This window comes from Rhodopirellula islandica, from assembly GCF_001027925.1.
Lineage (GTDB): Bacteria > Planctomycetota > Planctomycetia > Pirellulales > Pirellulaceae > Rhodopirellula > Rhodopirellula islandica.
The window spans coordinates 1-21,083 of sequence record NZ_LECT01000052.1 but is presented as its reverse complement, the minus strand read 5'-3'; the positions used below and the strand labels follow the sequence as shown (position 1 = coordinate 21,083).

The 21,083-nt window shown below is 56.2% G+C and carries 11 protein-coding genes; 9 read left to right on the top strand and 2 right to left on the bottom strand.

The window, feature by feature from the left end:
- Nucleotides 1-79: 79 nt before the first annotated feature.
- Entirely contained in the window at nt 80-2,113 is a 2,034-nt protein-coding gene (locus tag RISK_RS25580; protein WP_236696701.1) for a right-handed parallel beta-helix repeat-containing protein, read from the bottom strand.
- Nucleotides 2,114-2,549: 436 nt separating this feature from the next.
- Here RISK_RS25580 and RISK_RS25570 point away from each other — a divergent pair, with 436 nt between their 5' ends.
- The 6 genes from RISK_RS25570 to RISK_RS25545 all read left to right on the top strand — a co-directional run bounded on the left by RISK_RS25570 (nt 2,550) and on the right by RISK_RS25545 (nt 15,249).
- Nucleotides 2,550-5,966 (top strand): hypothetical protein, encoded by a 3,417-nt coding sequence (locus tag RISK_RS25570; RefSeq protein WP_047817177.1) that lies wholly within the window; start codon nt 2,550-2,552, stop codon nt 5,964-5,966.
- A gap of 326 nt (nt 5,967-6,292) precedes the next feature.
- Complete coding sequence (locus RISK_RS25565) at nt 6,293-8,962, top strand: DUF1592 domain-containing protein (protein WP_236696700.1); 2,670 nt, start codon at nt 6,293-6,295, stop codon at nt 8,960-8,962.
- A gap of 35 nt (nt 8,963-8,997) precedes the next feature.
- The gene (locus RISK_RS25560; RefSeq protein WP_047817176.1) at nt 8,998-10,338 is read left to right on the top strand and encodes a DUF1552 domain-containing protein; all 1,341 of its coding nucleotides are present in this window, start codon (nt 8,998-9,000) and stop codon (nt 10,336-10,338) included.
- On the top strand, nt 10,338-11,825 hold the full coding sequence (locus RISK_RS25555; protein ID WP_047817175.1) for an ankyrin repeat domain-containing protein: 1,488 nt from the start codon (nt 10,338-10,340) through the stop codon (nt 11,823-11,825). The genes RISK_RS25560 and RISK_RS25555 overlap by 1 nt, the downstream gene beginning before the upstream one ends.
- Before the next feature lie 132 nt (nt 11,826-11,957).
- Nucleotides 11,958-13,397 carry a sulfatase-like hydrolase/transferase gene (locus RISK_RS25550; RefSeq protein ID WP_047817174.1) on the top strand — a complete coding sequence of 480 codons (1,440 nt, stop codon included), beginning with the start codon at nt 11,958-11,960 and terminating at the stop codon, nt 13,395-13,397.
- Nucleotides 13,398-13,452: 55 nt separating this feature from the next.
- A complete protein-coding gene (locus RISK_RS25545) occupies nt 13,453-15,249 on the top strand; it encodes an arylsulfatase (RefSeq protein ID WP_047817173.1) in 1,797 nt (598 codons plus the stop codon).
- 165 nt (nt 15,250-15,414) lie between these two features.
- On the opposite strand, the gene RISK_RS25540 is transcribed toward RISK_RS25545, so the two are convergent.
- Nucleotides 15,415-17,565 carry an alpha/beta hydrolase family protein gene (locus tag RISK_RS25540; RefSeq protein WP_236696699.1) on the bottom strand — a complete coding sequence of 717 codons (2,151 nt, stop codon included), beginning with the start codon at nt 17,563-17,565 and terminating at the stop codon, nt 15,415-15,417.
- 914 nt (nt 17,566-18,479) lie between these two features.
- On the opposite strand from RISK_RS25540, the gene RISK_RS33715 reads away from it, so the two are divergent.
- From RISK_RS33715 to RISK_RS25525, 3 genes are all read left to right on the top strand, one after another.
- A complete protein-coding gene (locus tag RISK_RS33715) occupies nt 18,480-18,758 on the top strand; it encodes a hypothetical protein (RefSeq protein ID WP_053061307.1) in 279 nt (92 codons plus the stop codon).
- Between the two features lie 247 nt (nt 18,759-19,005).
- Nucleotides 19,006-20,322, top strand: a complete 1,317-nt coding sequence (locus RISK_RS25530) for an outer membrane protein assembly factor BamB family protein (RefSeq protein ID WP_047817206.1) — start codon at nt 19,006-19,008, stop codon at nt 20,320-20,322.
- 112 nt (nt 20,323-20,434) lie between these two features.
- The gene (locus tag RISK_RS25525) at nt 20,435-20,707 is read left to right on the top strand and encodes a hypothetical protein (RefSeq protein ID WP_047817172.1); all 273 of its coding nucleotides are present in this window, start codon (nt 20,435-20,437) and stop codon (nt 20,705-20,707) included.
- The last annotated feature ends 376 nt before the right edge of the window (nt 20,708-21,083 follow it).

Sequence of the window (21,083 nt, the reverse complement as noted above, 5' to 3'; positions counted from 1 at the left end):
CTCCAGCATCGTCTAAATCCAACAGCGGCGATCACTCCGCCGCTTGTTGTTGGAACCATCGCTAGCGATCCAAATCGGACTACGCGTAATAGATGGCGATGAAGCGTTGATCCTTGAACGTCGTGGCGGCATCCAAAACTAAGATGCCACCTTCGTCGTTGTAGATCGCTGTTCCCAGGCGGCTGTAGATTGTCTCATTCGCCTTGAAAAACGAATCCGAAATATCGATCACGCCGGTGGCTGCATTGAATACCGCGCCTCCATGCAAGTTCGCTTGATTGAACATTAGGTTCGAGTTGACAATCTCAGACGAACCTTCATTGTAGATCGCTCCACCACGGTAGGAGCTGATGTTGTTATTGAGGACGGAATCAACGATTGTTGCTTGCCCGCCCATGATCGCCAAGCCGCCGCCGTATGTTCCGGCACTGTTGCTGTCGACTCGGCTATCGAGCAAGTCAAGTGTGGCGCCATCAAAGAAGATCCCACCACCATGCCTAGCCGTTTCGTTGTTCTTGAACTTGGTGTCTATGATTTGCGCAGTCGAGCCGCCAAGGATACTTGCGCCTCCACCATCGCCATAGACAACGGTGTTCTCGATGACGCGACTGTCTCCCATTTCGAGTGAACTATCGAAGCTAAAGAGGCCGCCGCCTGCGTAGTACGTGGAATTATCAACAATCAAACTGTCGGACATTTCGACGCTCGAGTAATTGTGGATGTAAATGCCGCCTCCTCCGCTTTGCGAGACGTTGCTTGCAATGTCGGTCTGATCGATGGACGCAACGCTGTTCTCGATCATGATTCCACCAGCGTTGTTGGGAGCATGATTCGCAGCAACTCGGCTGTCGGTCATTTGGAGTGTGGAGTTTCCGAGAACCGCTAGGCCCCCAGCGTCAAGCTCCCAGACAGAGTTTCCCAAGATTCGGCTGTCATCGATTGTGAGATCAACGGCATAGACAAAAATCGCACCACCGATGTATCGAGTTTCATTGAACTTGATCATGGTGTTCTGGATATCCACTGTTGACAAATCCTCAGCGTAGACACCTCCACCGGCACTGCCGGATTCGTTCTGGTTAACTCGGCTATCAACGATTGTCACGCTGCTGTAATTGACGAAAACGGCACCGCCATCGATCGCGGAAGTGTTGTTGCTCAAGTTGCTATCAAGAATTGTCGCGGTGCTTTGGCCACGCAGCGAAATCGCTCCACCACTTTCCTCAAGGGTTTCGTTCCCGGTCAGAGCGGATCCGTCGACCGATACGTCGCTGTCATACACAAAGACTCCGCCTCCCCCATACCTGGCCGAATTGTTGACAATTCTTGAATCGAGTACGGACAGACTCGACCCTCGTTCGGCATAAACTCCGCCACCGGCGCTCCCCGAGTCGTTGTCCTCAATTTGACTATCGACGATCGACAACATTGCATCTTCGGCAAAGATGGCTCCAGCGTTGAAGCCGGCAGCATTGTCTTTCAATGTCGAGTCGATGATCTCAACCGAGGAGTTCGGGATCGTCCGGATTCCGCCTCCGTCTCCTTGAGAAGCAATGTTGTTTTTGAGGACCGAGTCTTTCACACTCAGAGCACCAGTATTGAAAATGGCACCGCCCGCATAGGTTGCGGCATTGTCAGTCAAAACAGAATCCAGAATCTCAAGTTCACCTTGATTGAAAACGGCACCGCCCACACCGGCTGAGCCGCCGGTCAGCTTGAAACCTGCAACTGCAGCGTGACTGATTGCTGAGACATCAATCGCACGCTTGTCTGCGACGGTGGCCTGGCTCGCATCAAGTGTCGCAACGCCACCAACACTCTGCAGATCGAGCTGACCGCTGGCATCATTGATATTCAACGGGCTATTCAGGTAATAGGTACCGGCTGGTACCTGCACAAGATCATCGCCGGATGTGTTCGCCGCCAAGTTGATCGCTTCGCGGATGCTTGTGACTCCATCGTTTGGATCGATGCTGTCGCTGAAAGTATCAACGACGACTGCCAACAACCTTCGCTCTTCCATCGCTTCGAGTTTCAATTTGCGACGCCGTTTGACGTTTTGCTTCGAACCGCGAGCCTTGAAACGTCGCTGCATCATCTTCGAAATCTGCATGTGAATCCGATCTCGTGCAAAGAGGGGTGTGGGGACAACCATCTGGACGAACCTATCGGGCAGGGTTTCACAAGTCAAACAAAAATGCTCGATGTGAACACGTGGCCATCGAGCAGGACAGCGGATGTTCGATGGTCCCTATTTGACGTGCGGCAGACCGGTGCGAACCTCAGTGCTTGCATCAAATACTGGCGAGAGTACTGACCCACTTTGGATGCGCGAAACTCACTGAATAACAAACCGATGCACCGATTTCGAACGGCGAAAATCGCCATCTCATGGCTCAATCGCTTGACCCATCGGACTCATTTAGATTCTTTGAAAAACCGTGAGGGGATCCTTGGGGTTTTCACGCAGGTTCGTCTGTTCCGGGCTTTCGCTGATTGCGAATCAGGCCCTCCATCGCATCAGACCCTGGCTGTGAAAAGACGATCCCATGACGAACTTCATCGAAACAAAATTGCGTGGCACGTCAAAAAACAGGAAGAATCGCCGCGGCAAGAAGAACCGACGTCGTGAACGCGTGCTCTCAATGGAAGCACTGCAATCTCGCGAATTGATGGCGGCGGACTTTTCCTGGCTCGGTGACACGCTGCAAGTCCGAGGGACAGACGGCAACGATTTCATCGCCGTGCAAAATGACGTCTCCGGAACCCGAGTCTTTGCGGGCGACACGATTCAATCTGAATTGGAAGGTCGCCCGTTCGCGGAGGCTTCTCGCATCGAAGTTGCGGGCGGCGACGGCGACGATGTCTTGTTCAGCTATCAGTCCGAGATCCCTGTCAGCCTGTTTGGTGAGTCCGGAAATGACTTCCTGTTCTCCGACCAAGCAACCGCGGTGATGGATGGCGGCGAAGGTCTGGATTGGATCTACGGTTCACAAATGGAGGGTGTCTGGGAAAACGCACTCGGGGTCGAAGGTTTCGATTTGGACCTGAGCGATCTGGATGCGGTGCCCCAGTTTGACTCCGACGACCAAATCAGCTTGCAAGTCGAACTGAACGGGCAAACCAAAATCGCGGGTCAACTCATCGACGTCTCTGGCGCGGTTGAGGTCAGCGAATCAGGAGTCAACGTTCACGTCGCTGGATCCGTGGACTCTTGGTCGGATGCGTTTGGCGTCGCTGGATTGGAACTGAAAGACACGCAAATCGTCCTCGACACCAGTTCGGATGAGTTGGCGGGAGATGCCTACCACGTTCACGTCGAATCGCACCTGGATACCGACGGCACTTTGATCGGAATCGCCGGCACCGTTGATCTGGCTCCCGAGACCGTGGATGCAACGTTCACCGGAAGCATTGAAAACTGGGACGACGCCTTTGGCATCGATGACTTGGATTTGCAACAAGCCGAGCTTTCGATCAGCGGCTCCGTTGACGAGCAATCGGGTTCCGAATTGCGCATCGAAATCGGCGCCGACATGTTGATCGATTCGACTCTTGTGGCCGTCGCGGGCGTTTTCGACATTTCCCCCGAACGCATCGACGCTCAACTGGGTGGCTCCGTCGAAAACTGGGCAAATGCTTTCGGAATCGAACAACTCTCGCTGAGCAACGCTCACTTGAACGTCGTCGCATCCACGGATCGCAAAGAAGACCATCGCGTTGCGGTTGGCGTTCAGGCGGACATGCGAGTGGAAAACACGGACGTTGAAGTGGCGGGAAGTGTCGAGATCACACCGGACAACATCGACGTGGTGATGACAGGCAACGTTCCCCGCTGGGACGATGCCTTTGGGTTCGATGACCTTGATTTGGAGGATGCCAGTTTGACTGTGCTGGCGTCGTCTGATCGAGAAGGATCGCAAGAACTGTATGTTGATGTCGACGCGGACATGGATCTGTTCGGTACCTATGTCGGCATCGGCGGCCTGATTCAGTTCACACCCAACGGAGTCAGCACGAACTTGTCAGGGACCGTTGCGGGAGATTGGGCCGGGGCGTTTGGCATCGATGCGTTGCAACTGAGAGACACCAAGTTGTCGATCGCACACGATTCCACCGACGGTGACGAGTCTGGATTCAACATTGAGCTGGACACGGACTTGGAGCTGTTTGGGAGCTACGTCGATGTGATCGGAAACATCGATTTCAGCTTGAGTGGCGTGTCAGTGAGCCTTTCTCCTCCGGGCGAATTGGAACTTGAGAACTTGCTGGGCATCTCCGGGTTTTCGCTCAGCGGTGCCGACGTCACGCTCGACGCTGGAACCGAGGGGATGAGCCTGTCCTTGGACGCGACGATGGACATGGGAAGCGTGGACGTCGACTTCGAAGGCCTGTTCTCAATCAGCCAAGAGAAAGTTTTCGCAAGTCTCACGGGCAGCATTGACCGGTGGGACGATGCGTTTGACGTCTCCGGTTTGAATCTCGAAGACGTGGTCATGACCGTGGAAGCCGAAGAGAGTGCGGCTGGCGCAAGCATGTTCATCGGCTTGGGAGCCGGCATCAGCATTGGTGCCAAAGAGATCGAAGTCGCTGGGTTGGTCGGCATCGGGACGACGGGATGGGAAGTCGGCTTCCGCGGCAGCATTGATGTGCTGGCGAGCACGGACCTCGTTGTTTTTGCCAACACGATGACCCAAGCAGGCGATCCGGATGCGAAGCCCATCCCGAGCGATGCCCTAGGCGATTTTGAAATGCAAGACGCTTACATCAACTTCGCTCCGTACGGTGGCAACGAGGCTCTCGGCATCACAGACGGCTTTGGGATTGGCGGCGAGTTCTACAAAGACGGCGAACTGCTCGCCGCTGGTGAGTTCGTCGTCGACCTGGAAACGCTCTCGTTCGAAGTTGGCTTGAACATTCCCGAGATCGAACTGGGGCCGGTGGATCTAAGCGACGTCATCGTTGACATCCGCATCGCGACGGGCGACTCGTATTTTCGCGTTGCCGGTTCGGCTGAGATGATGGGAGCGGAAGTCAGCTTGGAAGGCATGATCCAATCAGATGGCGACTTCTCGCTGACTGGAAGTGCGAACGTGGACGTTGCTGGGCTGGATGCTTCGGTGACATTCACCGTGGACAACTCCGGCATGCAGTTCGAAGCGATCGTTCAAGGGACGCTGTTCAACAACGTCACCAATGCGGTCACGGGTGAGATGCTCGATGCGGCGAAGAGCGTGCAAACGAAGATCGACAATGCTCAAGCGGTGGTGGCGGCTGCGAAAAGCAACGTGGACAAACTGAACACAGAACTGACCGAAGCGAAGGCGGAAGCACAGGAAGAAATCGACGAGATCCAGTCGAAACTGGATTCGGCCAAAAGCATCGTGGACAGTGCTCGAGCCAGCAAAGATTATTGGTACCGAGTCCGCAAGTCACGCTACAACGCATGGCGAAGTGCTCAGTCCGCGACCAAACGTGCGGCTTGGTACAACTACGCATCTTACAAAGCAAAGGAAGTTGCCAAGTACGCCAGCTACAAATACGCCGCAACGGTTTACTCCGCGAAAGTGGTGACGTATCACGCGACTTCGGCAACGTACAACACCATTCGCAACTCGGCGGGTTGGGTGCTGGACAACGTTGGTGTCGAAGCCAATCCCGAAGTGTTGCGAATCAAAGCTCTGTTGGCAGCCGGGAACTTGGCCGTCAATTCAGCGGAAGCGATTCTGAATGGAATCGAAGATGCCAACGCACACGTCCTGCGAGGCTTGGAGATCGCCAATAGCCTGGAGGTCAATCACGTTTTGCTCTCCGGCAATGTCTCCAACTACGTCAGTGCTGGAGTGCACGCGGAGATCGACTTCAGCTTCAACGGCTACAACCAAACGATCGGGCTGAGCCTGAACACCGATCGTTTGGTGCAAGACCTGACGAAGAAGTTGGCTGGATCGGCCCTGGGTTTCTAAGCAGAACGGGGTGCCAGAATCGGCCTGCCGCGGGCGATGCTCGTTGCAGTCCGAGCGGTTTATTGGGGCCAGCATCTGAGAAAACTGAGCGTAGTGGTCTGTCAAAGCTAAAAGTTAGGGTTGGTCGTAGTGGACGAGGCCACGAGTCCTTGGATTTGACGCCAGTTCAGGACTCGTGGCCTCGTCCACTACCCTAAAAACAAGTCCAGACAGACCAGTAGGGACTTCGAAGTATCCACACGTAACGGGGGATGCGATCCTGATGGCCGCGGGTAAGGGGCAATGCGACCCCTTTCCGGGTGCGTCAGACCGGCTAATCGAGTAGGATGGACCGCGAACTTTTGGTCGTGGGTGCGGTCGCTCCCTCGTCCCAAAAAAACGGCGAGCAGAGTGCGTCCGACGACTCGCCGGTCATTCCTGTTCTCGTTTCATCCGCTTGGATCCTCCCCAAGAGAACTCCTTTGCCTCGTCTCGCATCTGTCCTAGCCATCGCATTGACATTGGCGATCACCGAAACCTCGTTGGGGGACGATCCGAACGGTGTGCCTCCAACTTCCGAGTCGAGACCAAACGAATCGGACAAGGGCCGAGTCACGCATCAGGATGAAGCGGGAGCATCCTCGCCACCATTCAATTCGGTTCCGAAAACACGGGCGATATCGAACGACCTTTCGGAAATTCGCGAATTTGTTTCCGATCAGTGCTTGGATTGTCACACGGGAAACGATGCCGAAGCCGGATTGGATTTGCAGGCGTTTGATTTCGGTGCCGATCAGTTCACGCGTCCTGACTTTGCGACGGCGGAGTGGGAACAGATCCTTCGACGCATCAACACCCGGCAGATGCCGCCGCCAGATTACGGCCAACCCGACGAAGCAACCTACTCTCAAGTAACAGCCTCGTTGGTTTCTGTTCTCGATCATCACGCCCAGCGGTTCCCACGTCCGGGCCGAGTGGGAGCGATGCGGCGGATGACCCGCGTGGAGTATCAGAACGCGATCCGTGATTTGCTGGCGGTGACCATTGATGCATCGGACTACCTTCCCAAAGACGAATCCAGTCACGGTTTTGACAACATCACCGTCGAGGAACTCTCTCCGACTCACCTGAACCGCTACGTGTCGGCCGCGCAAAAGATCGCTCGCGTGGCCGTCGGAGGCATGGGCAACGGCCCCGCCGGAGTGACGATTCGGTTGCCGGCCGACCGTTCGCAAGAAAAGCATGTTGAAGGATTGCCGTTTGGAACCCGCGGCGGTGTGTTGTTCGATCAACACTTCCCGCAAACGGGTGAGTACGAAATCGAGTTGAAGTTGACTCGCGACCGAGACGAACAAGTCGAGGGTTTGCATCGCGAACACGAAATCGATGTGCTGGTCGATCGTGCTCGAGTGCACCAGTTCAAGGTGTATCCACCCAAGAAGACCGGCAAGTACGGCGGTCCCGATTACACGCATTCGGATTCTCACCTGAAGCAGCGTCTGCACTTCGACGCCGGCCGGCATTCGATTGGAGTCACGTTTCCGAAGACCTTCTCGTCGCTGACCGAGGGCAAACGACAGCCCTTCGATGCCAACTTCAATCGACACCGCCATCCACGACTGACGCCAGCGATCTATCAGGTTTCGATCGTGGGACCGTTTGCTCCTGACGGTCCCGGCAACACTATCAGCCGCCAAGCCATTTTCGGCGAGAACTGGCCCGGCGAAAACGACGACCGGGACGAAGCCCAAAAGATCCTCACACGGTTGGCTCGCCGAGCCTATCGCCGTCCCGCCACGGATGAGGAACTGGCGTTGTTGATGGATTTTTTTGATGACGGTTTCTCAGCCGGCAACTTTGATGAGGGCATCGAGTCCGCTCTCACCGCGTTGCTCGTCAACCCAAACTTCCTGTTCCGGATTGAATCCGTTGATCCGGATGCCTCGGCAACACAAGAAAAGAATGTTGTCGCCGTCAAGGATCATGAGTTGGCGTCTCGATTGGCGTCGTTCTTGTGGAGCAGTTTGCCCGACGAAGAATTGTTGGACCTCGCCGACGCCAAGCAATTGCGAAACGATGACGTGCTGGCCGGACAAGTCGCAAGAATGCTGGGTGATCCTCGTGCCAATTCGCTCGTCACGAATTTCGCTTCGCAGTGGCTGCAGTTACGCAACTTGGATTCGATCACGCCTGACCTGCGTTTGTTCCCCGACTTCGACGACAACCTTCGGCAATCTTTTCAACGCGAGACTCAGTTGTTGTTTCAGGATGTATTGACGAACGATCGAAGCGTCACCGATTTGATCGCTTCGCAAGACACCTTTTTGAACGAACGTTTGGCCACGCATTACGGGATCCGAGGCGTCGCCGGAAGCCATTTCCGCCGCGTCAAAGTTTCACCGGAGTCGCACCGGGGCGGCATCTTGCGGCACGGCAGCATTCTGATGGTCACCTCGTACGCCACACGAACTTCGCCAACGATTCGCGGCAACTGGGTGATGGAAAACATCTTCGGAACTCCGGCTCCTCCACCACCGCCGAATGTTCCCAACTTGAAAGAGAAAGACACGCTCGCGGCGATGACCGTCCGGGAAAGGCTGGCCATGCACCGAGCCAATCCGACTTGTGCGAGTTGCCATGACTTGATCGATCCGCTTGGGTTCGCACTCGAAAACTTTGACGCGGTCGGGCGTTGGCGACAATTTGAAGGCACGCTGGATGTCGATTCGTCGGGCCAACTCCCAGATGGTACCGAGTTGCAATCGGTCGATGAACTGGAAGCCGGCATCGTCGCTCGCCCGGACATCTTTGCTCAAACCGTCTCTGAGAAACTGATGACATACGCACTCGGACGAGCTGTCGAGCCACACGATGGACCGGCGATTCGCCGCATCGTTCGTGGTGCGGCGCAGTCCAACTACACGCTGGCTTCTCTGGTCAACGGCATCGTTCTGAGCGAGCCGTTTCGGTACCGAGAACTCGCGTCTGAACCGAACAACCGCCACTCATCCCGATGATCCGTCACGCTGCCCACTTCTAAACTGGAAGCTCGATGAAACGATCCCATCTTTCCCGTCGAACGCTGCTGCGAGGCACCGGTGCCGCCGTCGCGTTGCCACTGCTGGACGCGATGATCCCGGCGATGACCGCAACCGCGGCAACGGCAGCCGCCCCCAGTCGCCTCAAACGCATCGGTTACATCTATATACCGATGGGATACAACCCGGCCGAATGGACTCCCGAAGGCGAAACGCTCGACGAATTGCCGTCCAGTTTGTCGCCACTGGAAGACGTGAAGGATCACTTGACCGTGATCTCCAACACGGATTTGCAAAACGCATATCCCGGTTCCCACGCGACGTCCAACTCGGCGTTTTTGAGTGCGGCGCGAGCCAAGCGAACCGAAAGCAGTGACTACTACAACGGGACCACGGTCGATCAAGTCGCGGCTCGGAAGATTGGGGCCACCACTCAGTTGCCTTCTTTGGAACTGTCGATGGACCTGCTGTCCACCGTCGGCCAGTGCGACAACGGTTACGCGTGCGTGTACCAGAACAGTTTGTCTTGGGCTTCTCCGACGCAGCCGTTGCCTTCCGAAGCTCACCCGCGAATCGTGTTTGAGAGCTTGTTTGGCGAAGGCGGGACTCCTGAGCAACGTCGAGCCGCGATGCAAAAACGAGCCAGCCTGCTGGATTCGATCAACTTGGAAATCAAGCGGATCAAGAATCGCGTGGGTGCCTCGGATCGCAACAAGATCGATGGTTACCTCGAAAGCATTCGCGAAGTCGAACGCCGGATTCAGTTGGCGGAACAAAACAGCGAGGAGAATCCGCTGCCCGATTTGGATCGCCCCGTTGGTGTGCCGACCGCGTACGCCGATCACGCGAAGCTGATGTTCGATCTGCAGTTGCTCGCTTTCCAAGGCGACATCACTCGAGTCGTTTCTTTCCAATTGGCTCGCGAGGCCAGCACGCGAACGTATCCTGAGATCGGCGTGCCTGATCCTCATCACCCCGTGACTCACCATGGTCGCAATCCGGAGAAACTGGCCAAGGTTGCCAAGATCAACCAGTTCCATGTTTCCTTGTTCGCTGACTTCCTCAAGCGGATGAACGAAGTCCCCGAAGGCGACGGAACATTGCTCGATCATTCGCTCTACATGTACGGAAGCGGCATGGGCGATCCGGACGCGCACGACCACAGCAATCTGCCGATCTTGGTGGCTGGTGGTGCCGCCGAAAACATGTGTGGCAACCGTCACCTTCGGTTCAAAGACCCTGAGCCACTGTCGAACCTGCACCTGACGTTGCTCAACAAAGTCGGTGTGCCTTTGGAATCGTTCGCGGACAGCACGGGAACGGTCGATGACCTCTTCGATCCGGTGACACTGTGATGTTGCGAATGATCTTGCCGATCGCTGGATCGCTCCTGGTTTGTCTTGGCGTCGTCGCGGCGGATCCATCCGATCGGGATGCGGCCGCGGTTGCTGGCGTCGAGGAATCAGCACTCGATCACCAGTTGGTTGCCGCGGCGGAACAGCAACGTTGGGATTTGGTTCGAGAATCGTTGGCTGGCGATCGGGTGAACGTCGATGCGTCTCAACCCGATGGGATGACGGCGTTGCACTGGGCGGCCTACCACAATCACGTTCGCAGTATCGCGGCACTGGTCGCTGCCGGTGCGGACGTGGATGCAGGAACGCTGTATGAGGTCACGCCACTGAGCCTGGCGTGTGAGTATGGCAATCTCAGAGCGGTGCGAGCCTTGTTGGACGCGGGCGCCGATGCAAACGCGGCTCGACGCGGCGGCGAATCGCCGTTGATGTTGGCGGCGCGACAGGGCAACGCGAATGTGGTCAGGTCGCTGATCAAGTCCGGAGCTGACATGGAAGACAAAGAAGCCCGTGGGCAAACCGCGTTGATGTGGGCCTCCGCGGCCGGCAACCTGGATGCCGTCGACGCATTGATCGATGCGGGATGCAACGTTGAAACAACACTGAAGCAGTCCGGGTTGTCAGCACTCATGTTCGCGGCACGACACGGACAATCGGCGGTGGTGATGCGGTTGCTCGACTCGGGTTTGGACGTCAACACCGTCGCGAAACCAAAACGCAGCGGCGGCCGAAATCCGCGGAACGGAATGTCGGCGATGATGTTCGCGATGGAAAGCGGGCACCTTCAGTTGGCTTGCGATTTGGTCCGTCGCGGTGCCGATCCAAACGACCAACGCAGCGAATACGCTCCACTGCACGCGATCACTTGGGTTCGCAAAACAGAACTGGGCGACAACCCAGAAGGCGACCCGGCACCTCGCATCACGGGATCCATTCACAGTTTGGACTTTGTCCGCCAAATGGTGGAACTGGGTGCCGACGTGAATCTGCAACTGAAAAACGGCAAGTCACGTGGCCAACGCCTCAATCCCAAGGGCGCCACGCCGTTCTTGTTGGCCGCTCGCGGTGCTGACGTTGAGCTGATGCATTTGTTGCTGGAACTCGGAGCCGACCCCACCATCCCCAACGATGACGGAACCACCGCGTTGATGGCTGCGGCAGGAGTCGGGGTGATCGCGGTGGGCGAAGAACCGGGCACACCCGCAGAGGTGGACCGAGCGATCGAGATGCTGGTTGATCTCGGGATCGATCCCAATGTCGTCGATCGCAACCGAGAAACCGCGATGCACGGCGCCGCGCTGCGAACCTTTCCGACCGCGGTTCGAAAGCTGACTTCGGTCGGCGCGGATCCCAATGTTTGGAACCACAAGAACAAACGGGGGTGGACGCCGCTGGACATCGCCGGTGGCAAACGTCCCGGCAGCGTCAAACCGTCACCGCCAACGATCGAAGCTTTGAAAGAAGCGATTGAAGCTTCTAGCTTCTAAGTCGGGATCGTCGAGTTCTCGGTTGTTGATCGATGGCTCGGCGTCACCCGCGATTGCAGCTTGGAACCGGGGCTAACGCCCAAACGGCTCATTTGGATCGCAGACCTTCCCTCCCTCCCACCTACCAATCTCGTGAATCGCTCTATTCTTTCGCTTTCGTTTGCATTCTTTGCATCAGTACTCTTTGCTGCCGAACGTCCCAATGTCGTTGTGATTTTGGTGGACGACATGGGGTATGGAGACCCGGGATGTTTCAATCCCGACTCCAAGATTGAAACGCCGAACATCGATTCGCTTGCTCGCGATGGGATGCGATTCACCAACGCCCACGCACCGGGACCTCTGTGTCACATGTCACGGTATGGGCTGATGACGGGACGCTATCCGTTCCGAACCAACGTCAGCGTTTGGCCCCGTGAACCTTTGATCGAACCCGATCAAGTCACGCTGGCATCGCTTGCGAAATCGCAGGGGTATCGGTCCACGATGATTGGCAAGTGGCACTTGGGATTTGAAGAGCGTGCCAACGAAACCTACGACCGTCCGTTGTTGGGTGGCCCCGTGGACCGCGGCTTTGACCACTTCTTTGGCATCCGAGCCTCCACCGACATTCCGCCTTACTTCTACATCAACGATCGGAAAGCGGTGCATCCGCCGACGGATCGCATCGAAGCCAACGCCAGCGAAGGATGGTCGCCGATTCAAGGTGCGTTTTGGCGAGCCGGCGGCATTGCTCCGGATCTGGAACTGTCCGATGTTTTGCCACACTTCACGGACTTGGCGATCGACACGATCGAAGCTCATCCAAACGCTGACGATGCGACGCCATTGATGCTTTATCTCGCCTATCCCGCACCCCACACTCCTTGGTTGCCCAGTCCTGAATTTGCTGGCAAGAGCCAAGTGGGATCGTACGGCGATTTTGTGATGATGGTCGATCACGAAATCGGACGCGTGCTGGATGCGCTGAAACAGCAGGACATGGAACGAGACACCATCGTCATCTTCACCTCGGACAATGGGCCGGTCTGGTACGAGAACGACACGGAACGATTCCAGCATGATTCGGCCGGCGGTTTTCGAGGGATGAAAGCCGACGCCTGGGAGGCTGGGCACCGGATGCCGTTCATCGTTCGCTGGCCAGGTCACGCCAACGCATCCAGCAGCACGGATCATCTGGTTTGCTTCACCGATTTGATGGCCACGTTTGCCGATATCTGGAAGACAGAACTTCCCCAGGACGCTGGACCGGACAGCCACAGTTTTTTGCCGGCGTTGCTTCAACAGCCATTCCAGCAAGGCACAAAGAGAACCGAATTCGTGATGCGAGCTGGAAGCAAATCCACGATGACCATTCGCGAAGGCGATTGGAAATGGATCACCGGACTGGGGTCAGGGGGCTTTTCCAAACCATCACGCATCCCGCCGCAGTCCGGTGGCCCAACTGGTCAGCTCTACAATTTGAAAAACGACCCCGCCGAGACCAGCAACGTTTACCAAGACCATCCTGAGATCGTTCAGCGGTTGCAGAAACGCATGAAACAGATCGTCGACGATGGCCGCAGTCGCTGAACTCGACGCCCTTCTGAACAACGCCTCCCACCTTTGATTTCCACCAGGTCCCCATATGAAAACCATCTCTCTTTTTGCCTCCGCAAGCGTCGTGTTGTTGGCTTGCTCGGTCCTGCCATCTCCGGCGGCTTCAGCGGCCGATTCCAACCCAGCAGATCGTCCCAATGTGATCGTGATCATGAGCGATGACCAGGGAGTCGGTGACTACGGGTTCATGGGCAACCCGATCATTCGCACGCCTTCGCTGGATCAAATGCGAATGCAGAGCGGCTACTTGAGCCGGTTCTATGTCAGCAGCGTGTGTGCCCCGACTCGAGCCAGTCTGATGACGGGGCGATACAACTACCGAACGCGTTGCATCGACACGTATGTTGGTCGAGCGATGATGGATCCGGACGAAGTCACGCTGGCAGAACGGCTCAGCAAAGCGGGTTACCAAACCGGCATCTTTGGCAAATGGCATCTGGGCGATAACTACCCCATGCGTCCCATGGACCAAGGTTTCGACGAGAGCTTGATTCACCGTGGCGGCGGTATCGGGCAGCCTTCGGATCCCATTGGAGCCGAAGGCAAGTACACCGACCCAACGCTGGTTCACAACGGCGACGAAGTGGCAATGGAAGGTTACTGCACCGACATCTTCTTCGACGCTGCGATTGACTTCGCTCGCAAACAAACCGACTCGAACGAGCCCTTCTTCACGTACATCGCAACCAACGCACCGCACGGCCCGTTCCATGATGTGCCGGAGGAACTTTATCAAGAGTACAAGCAAATCGATTTCTCGCCGATCCTGGTGAACAAACTTCCCGCCAAACGCCGCGTGGCTGAGTTCGATAAACTGGCTCGGATCTCTGCCATGATCACCAACATCGATCAAAACGTCGGCAAACTTTTCGCATCACTCGACAAACTCGGAATTCGCGAAAATACGATTGTGCTTTACCTCAATGACAACGGTCCCAATTCGCGTCGCTTTGTCGGCAACATGCGAGGCAGCAAAACACAGGTGGATGACGGCGGCATTCGTTCTCCATTGTTGTTTCATTGGCCCGCGAAAGTGGAACCGGGTGATACGTCGGACGTGATGTTGGCTCACATCGATTTGATGCCGACGTTGCTCGATGCTTGTGGAGTCGCGGTTCCGGAATCGCCCGGACTCGATGGCAAGAGTTTTCTGCCTCTGCTCACCGGCGAAATGGATGACTCCCAGTGGGAAACGCGATCGATTGCCTTTCAAACTCACCGAGGCAACGTGCCGCAAAAATTTCATCACTTTGCGATGCACGAACATCCGTGGAAATTGGTTCACCCCAGTGGCTTCGGCAAAGAACGCTTTGAAGGCGAACCCAAGTTCGAACTGTACAACTTGGAAGACGACCCCAAGCAGCAAAACGATCTTGCCGACAAACATCCTGAGATCGTTCAGCGGCTCAAAGAGGCTTATTCCAATTGGTTCGATGATGTTTCCTCGACTCGTCCTGACAACTACGCACCGCCTCGGATCGTCATCGGCACCGAGCATGAACCGCAAACGGTTTTGACACGGCAAGATTGGCGACACTCCAGCGGTCGTCCCTGGGCGAAGAACTCCACTGGCTTCTGGTTGTTGGACGCTCCGGAGGAGAAACGCTACGAAGTCGAATTGATCCTGACCGACAAAGATCATCGCGGCGGAACCGCAACGCTCCACCTGAATGATGAGACGCACACCTTCGATGTCGCACCGGGCGAACGGCGTGGTCATGTAATGGAAGCAACGATACCGGCAGGCCCGCATACTCTCTCGGTGACCTTGTCTGATTCCATCAGCGCTGGCGTCCACCAAGTCTTCCTGACGACGCAGGATTGATCGCAAGAGAGTTCTAGTGGTCCGTCAAAGTTAAAAGTTAGGGTTGATCGTAGTGGACGAGGCCACGAGTCCTTGGATTTTACGCCAGTTCAGGACTCGTGGCCTCGTCCACTACCCTAAAAACAAGTCCTGACAGACCACTAGTGGCGTTCGTTCAGTCAACCATCAGGGAGCGACACACCACTGGACCAATTCCAAAAGATCGGTTGTCTCCGTTTCGACGCGCAACCGATCTTTCGCATGTTTCTGGACAAAGCCCAGTGATGATGCGATCTGATCGCTTGTGGCCGTTTCTCGCTGGTGCGTTCGCGGCTGCACAACCGCGACACGTCGTGGCGTGATGCTCGCCAGTAAATCGGGCAAGTCGTAGGCGGTCAAAGCTCCAGCGACCAACGAGTTGGCGTTCACGTCGTACAGTTCATGATTGACGATGCTTTGGTAATCCATCAGAGAATCCGCGAGCACCAACCATTGGATTTGCTGTTCAAACGCCGCCGCGTGTAACAACGCCGGCCCCACATCACCAATCGCGATGGCACCGATTTGGTCTGGTTTCACGTCGTCTCGGTCCTGCAAGAAATTCATGACGCGTACGGCGTCTCCTGCGTTGATTCCCGCCACGCTTCGGCCGGACATCAACGCATTGAAGAATGGTTGCACGGGAGCGTGCCCTTGCCGGAACTTGTACGTTGTCTCGCCGTATCCGAGCAGGTCCGGTGCCGCGACCACGTACCCGCGACGCACCAGTTCTTCGATCGTTCCACCCGCCGCGGCATCCGTCGTCTTGCCCTCGCCGTGCACGTAGATGATCGCCGGCCGAGTGCCCGGTTCATCGGGAGCAAACACCAACGTCGGAATGATGGTTTCGCCTTCACCCGGCACTCCCCATTTCTCAACCCGGTAACCTTCGCGTTGGTATTGGCCGCGGAAGACCGGAGCCACTGCCGCCTCGGGGTTGCGATAGCCGGACAACCTTGTCGCTTCGCTCAACGCCTGCGGGAGATGCTGGTCCAAATCTCGCCGGCTCTCTTTCAGTCTCTCCAGCAGCGGTTTGGCCTCCCGCCGATTGATGCTGAAAACGTTCTCACTTTCGAACGCCGTGGAAACCTGACCGGTTTCCGTGACAGTCAATTCCGCCTCCGTCAAAAACGGATAAGACTGTTCTTCCACCCTACCAGGCAGGTCCAGAAACGTCTGGAAGAACTCGTAGGTGGATTCGTTGTTCTGCTTCGTGAATCCGTGTCCGAAGTCATCTTCCACTTGATCAAATCGCTCGGGATGACCGAGGGTTTGAAAGGCACGATGCACTTCGGCGGCCGTTTCACGAGCCCCCTGAATACTGAAGAAGTCTCGCGTCGTGGTGACTTGCAACGTCGGTTTGGGAGCCCGGACTTCCAGCAAATCGGCATGATCGATTCCCAGCATCGGCCCGTGATAGAAGACTTGTTCGGCATCTTGCGGCCCGATCGATCCCAGTAGGCGACTGATGCTGGTGATGAAGCCGGTCGGTGCGACGGCGAGAACCCGTTCGTCCACCGCCCCGATGTAACTGCTTTGCGTGCCACCTCCCGACAATCCCGTGACACCGATGCGATTTGGATCGACTTCGGGCCGAGTTGTCAGGTAGTCGATCGCACGGATGCCGTCCCAGATGAAGTAGCGAGCAATCGATTGTCCCGTCAAAAAACACTGCACGCCAGCATGCGAGTGTTCTCTGGTGGCGGAACCGACCGTCGACTTCCCGGTTTGAGGATCAAAGTATTGCAATCGTTCGCCTTGTCCTAGCGGATCGATCGCGAAGACCACAAACCCCTTTTGAACCAGGTTCAAGATGACGTTTTGATAGAGGTCTCGTCGGAAAGCAGACGCAGAGTGGCCAATGACTTTCAAGATGGCAGGCCGCGGTTCTTTGAGTCCCTCCGGAATGAAGAGTGCTCCCGTCACGTAAAAATTGGGCATCGACTCAAAGACGATCTTTTCAACTCGGTAGCCGTCTTTCTGCAGTGTGCCTGTGACTCGAGGATTCAATGGCGATCGATCGGGCCACGGTCCGAGGATTTGATCGAGCGTCTGCCGAACCTTGATTTGGCGAGCCTTCCATTCCTCGGCTGTTTTCAGTTTGCCGACTTCGTCTTCACGCGATGCCAAACATTCGCGGGTCAAGCCGTTGAGATGATGCACCAACATCAGTCCGGGATCGTTCCAATCGATCCAAGTTGGACCGTTGGGGTTGCCGCCGTCCAGAACGTTCAAATCCTCAACGACGGGTGGCCCAACAACATGAAGCGTCAGAATCAGACAGAGTGCGTTGATCATCAAGGTGTCTCCCGGTTGGCATGTCGGTTCGCAGTGCGGGCCGATTTTATCAGACAGGAGTCCGGCCTGGCGTTTCCCTTCGCCTGAATGGTGCCAGCCACCCTGTTTTCGTTAACCGCCTGAATGGTGCCAGCCACCCTGTTTTCGTTTGTTGTCGAACGTGAACGGGTACTGGGGCACGCACTGGGGCGACGCGTGTTACGATCGTTTGGCTCAAAGAATGCGTGCCGAATTGGTTTCGGTGACGTTGGCCAACTCCAATTGATTTGTCTGATGAAGAGTTCAACCCACGACGTTTCCAAAGCTCTGTTTCGCCTGTTCGCGTTGGCGTTTGGCTTGCTGCCTATTGTCGCTCTCCATTCAGTGCATGCGGACGAGGGGGGCGAGACGGGAACCGTCCCGGCGGCCCAGTCTCGTTCGCTACCTGCACTCCCAGGACAAATTGCATTTTGGGATTTCCAGGAAGACCCAGGGACTCGGCGGCGGGGTGGAGATTTTGAACTGGTCGAGCAACATGGCCCGATCAAACGCGTCGAGGATGGAATCTTTGGTCCCTATGCCGCGGAGCTCAAACGAGGCCAGTGGTTCAGCATTCCTCGCGAAAAACTGGGACGTCTGAACATTCATGGGCCGGAGGCGGAAGTGACAGTGGTGGCCTGGATCAAGCGTCAGTCAACAGAAAGTTGGCAGGCGATCGCAGGTGTTTGGGGAGAGACTCGTCGCAAACGCCAGTATTGCCTGTTCGTTGACGGAGCCAAGGCGGCATACTTGGAGGAGGAGGGTGTGCTGGTTCGACACCCGATTCGCAACCGAGTTCACGGGCATGTGTCGGCCCCACCCCGGGACGAGAATACTGCACCACCTACAGCACTGGCGCCACCGTCATCCCGCAAAATCAGTGGGTGTGCATTGCCATGCGATACGACGGCCAGCACTCAAGCGTGTTCGTCAACGGCAACTTGGATTCGCTGGCACTCGCAAATCCATTCCGCTACCAGAAAGGACTTTTTGATGGTGGCACGGATGGAGAAGCATTCACCGTCGGGGCTGTCGATCGCAATCACGAATGGGGGAACTTCTTCGGAGGGCGAATCGCGGGCTTGGTCGTTTATGATCGTGCGCTCAAGGATGAGGAACTGCATGCCTTGGCCACGGAAACTGGATTTTCGACGGACAGGTTGGAGCGAAAGTGATTCTCGGTTGGCGCGTCTTTCACAAGGCAGGCGACCGTTTCCGGGAACGGAATTCAATTCCCCGTTTCCGAGCGAAATCGCGTCGGTGACGCGGTGAAGCATTTCGATGCGAAGCTCGTCAAGCATTTCGGGAGCGATTGCCGTGGAGAGCAGGCCGCTCGACATCCTCTTCGCGTCAAACGTCGATTACAATGTTGGCGTTGATCCTCCCTCCCTCTGCCCACCGCGTCTCGAGCAAGCGACCGTCATGACTCGATTGATTTTGAATTCTCTCTTTGCGATCGTCTTCGCCGCATCGCTCGTCATTTCGGCACCGAAAGGTTCGGCGCAGTGGCCCGATCGACATGGACCGACCCTGGATGGCGTTGTCGCTGACGCGGATGCCGATCGGCTTCCGATTCACTGGACGGATACCAAGAACGTTGCCTGGAAGGCTCCTTTGCACGATGAAGGTCACTCGTCGCCGGTGATCGGTGAGGGCAAGATTTGGCTGACGACAGCAACCTCGGATGGGAAGCAGCAATTTGTCATCGCGATCGATGAGCAAACTGGCGAGATTCTCCACGACCGATTGCTGTTTGAGAACGAGGAGGTTGAAGAACTTGGAGGTGCTGTCGGATTCAATAACTACGCGGCACCAAGTTGTGTGCTGGGGCCAGGCGCTGTTTACGTTCACTTCGGTAGCTATGGGACCGCGAAACTGGATGCGAAGACTGCTGAGGTGATTTGGCAACGACGCGATTTGCCGTGCCAGCATTTTCGGGGACCAGGTTCCTCGCCAGTTTTGTATGGTGACAAATTGGTGTTGACCTTTGACGGCGTCGACCAGCAATACACGACGGCACTCGATGCGGAAACCGGCAAGACTCTCTGGCGGACCGATCGCAGCACTGACTACGAAGATCTCGGTGATGACGGGAAACCACTGCGTGACGGCGATCTGCGGAAAGCCTACTGCACACCCGCGATTGTCCAAGTTGGCGAGCAAACGCAAATTCTGTCCGTCGGTGCTCGAGCGATGCAGAGCTACGATCTGGAAACCGGCAAAGAACTCTGGACGCTGCGACACAAGAGTTACAACGCAGGCATCCGACCGTTGTGGTTGCCGGAAAAGAAGCTCGCGATCATCAACACCGGTTCCCGTGGGGCGCAGCTTGTCGCGGTTCGGCTGGATGAGTCCGCCCAAGGCGACGTCACCGACTCGCACGTCGAATGGGTGCGTGAACGCGGCAACCCTCGTTTCGCCAAAGCGATTGAGCACGATGGACTCATCTTTCAGGTCACCGACAACGGTGTGTTGTCGTGCATCGATGTGAACAACGGTGAGGAACTTTGGAAGAAACGTATTTCCGGCGATTACTTGGCGTCGCCGATTCTCGCTGGCGATCGTCTGTACTTCTTCAACCAAAGTGGACTGGGAACAGTCGTGAAGGCTCAACGAGAACCCGAGATCAACGCGACCAACGACGTGCCAGAGATGGCGACCTCCGCGTGCCCCGCCGTCTCCAACGGCGCGATCTTCGTTCGTGGAAAAGAGTTCCTGTTCAAGATCCAAGCACCCTGAACAACCACGTAGCCGACAGAGGCCCTCTGTCGGAAAAAAAAACTTTTCCGCAATGATACCCAGTCAGGTACCGGCCCCTTTCTGTGGTGCAACTCTCATTCAATTGCCCCCAATGTCTGATCGTGTTCGCCGCAGACGATTCGAACGATGGTTCCTCTGGCTTGTAGGTGTCACGCTGGCATTCGGCCTGCGTTACATCCTGAGCAACGCCAGGCATTTTGGTGCAAACGACGCGGCTATTCAACAAGAGTGGAAGAAGCAGCGATTTTCGGAAGACTATCATTCCACCCAAGAGATGTTGGATGCGGCCGGTGAGCTTCTTTCTCGCCCGACGACCAAAGATGGCGACGCACGGAAACCCCCAATCAATTATCACTTCTTATAAGGTGCCAGCCACCTTCTCACTTCTTATAAGGTGCCAGCCACCTTCTGATTTCTCTGCTTGTTTCTATAAGGTGCCAGCCACCTTGTTGGTTTTGGCGTCGCGAGACTTCCGGCATTTTCAATGGCTGATTGGGAACGACTCCCATGGTTTCAACGAGCATTCGCGGGAACGATCGTCTGCCGAGAGGTGTCGACCTCGTGATTCTGGTGGAATGAGCGCATCAGAGTCGAACCGTTGTCCCCAACTGTTCCATCGCCTCATGAGCCGCGATGAAGGCCTGCGATTGCTTCGGGCCTGCTCAACCGAAGCAGGCTGCGGCTTGGACCTGGCCTCGGTGGTGGTGGCGGCCGGTTCGTTCGGCATCCGCTTTCATCGA

Coding starts and splice junctions, on each gene's coding strand:
- RISK_RS25565 (WP_236696700.1), top strand. CDS start 6,293: ATGGACCGCGAACTTTTGGTCGTGGGTGCGGTCGCTCCCTCGTCCCAA.
- RISK_RS25570 (WP_047817177.1), top strand. CDS start 2,550: ATGACGAACTTCATCGAAACAAAATTGCGTGGCACGTCAAAAAACAGG.
- RISK_RS25525 (WP_047817172.1), top strand. CDS start 20,435: ATGTCTGATCGTGTTCGCCGCAGACGATTCGAACGATGGTTCCTCTGG.
- RISK_RS25530 (WP_047817206.1), top strand. CDS start 19,006: ATGACTCGATTGATTTTGAATTCTCTCTTTGCGATCGTCTTCGCCGCA.
- RISK_RS25555 (WP_047817175.1), top strand. CDS start 10,338: ATGTTGCGAATGATCTTGCCGATCGCTGGATCGCTCCTGGTTTGTCTT.
- RISK_RS25580 (WP_236696701.1), bottom strand. CDS start 2,113: ATGCAGATTTCGAAGATGATGCAGCGACGTTTCAAGGCTCGCGGTTCG.
- RISK_RS25540 (WP_236696699.1), bottom strand. CDS start 17,565: ATGATCAACGCACTCTGTCTGATTCTGACGCTTCATGTTGTTGGGCCA.
- RISK_RS33715 (WP_053061307.1), top strand. CDS start 18,480: ATGCGATACGACGGCCAGCACTCAAGCGTGTTCGTCAACGGCAACTTG.
- RISK_RS25545 (WP_047817173.1), top strand. CDS start 13,453: ATGAAAACCATCTCTCTTTTTGCCTCCGCAAGCGTCGTGTTGTTGGCT.
- RISK_RS25560 (WP_047817176.1), top strand. CDS start 8,998: ATGAAACGATCCCATCTTTCCCGTCGAACGCTGCTGCGAGGCACCGGT.